Annotated in this window: 1 protein-coding gene; it reads right to left on the bottom strand. The window is 64.5% G+C overall.

What is annotated here, in order from left to right:
* A partial coding sequence (locus tag AB4136_RS33360) for an autotransporter outer membrane beta-barrel domain-containing protein (RefSeq protein ID WP_441932348.1) occupies window positions 1–575 on the bottom strand: 575 nt, incomplete at both ends.

The following is a 575-nucleotide window of genomic DNA, read 5'->3' on the forward strand; positions in this document are numbered from 1 at the left end:
GCAAGGCCGGAGCGCAAGGCGAGCGCACCCCATTGCGTGCCGCCATAGGCGCCGAGATGATAGTTGTCGCTGGAAGCAGATGATCGTCTGTCATCGACTTTGAACGAAGAATGGCTGTAGCCGGCAAGGAACCCCAGCCGCCAATCGTCGGTGACAAAACCGTCGATGCCGGTGACAAACCCACCGGTCGAGCGCGACAGCTTTCCGGCATTGTCGTCGCTGTCGGTCGAGCCCCACGAGCCGAAGGCCGAACCCCAGGCGCCGTAGCGTTCACCGGGCACAGCAGACGCTGTGGCTGAACCCGCCGGCGCGATCGAAGCCGTTGCCTCCAGCGCGGCATTGCCGCCCGCCGCTTCGTCATAACCCATCAAAGGCAGCGGCGCGGCACCAACCGTCTCGAACGTCGAACGGAGGCGGTCGTTCATCGCCGCGCGTATCAGCCGGCTGTCTTCGATCAGCCCCGTCACCGTCGAGACATGCACCTCACCCGACAGGCCATCGAAGGCGGAACGAGCCTGATCGATAGACAGCGATGCGACGGCGCCGATCAGGGGATTGTCCAGGCTCATGCCGTC

This window comes from Mesorhizobium sp. 2RAF21 (assembly GCF_052115345.1).
GTDB classification, from domain to species: Bacteria; Pseudomonadota; Alphaproteobacteria; order Rhizobiales; family Rhizobiaceae; genus Mesorhizobium; species Mesorhizobium terrae.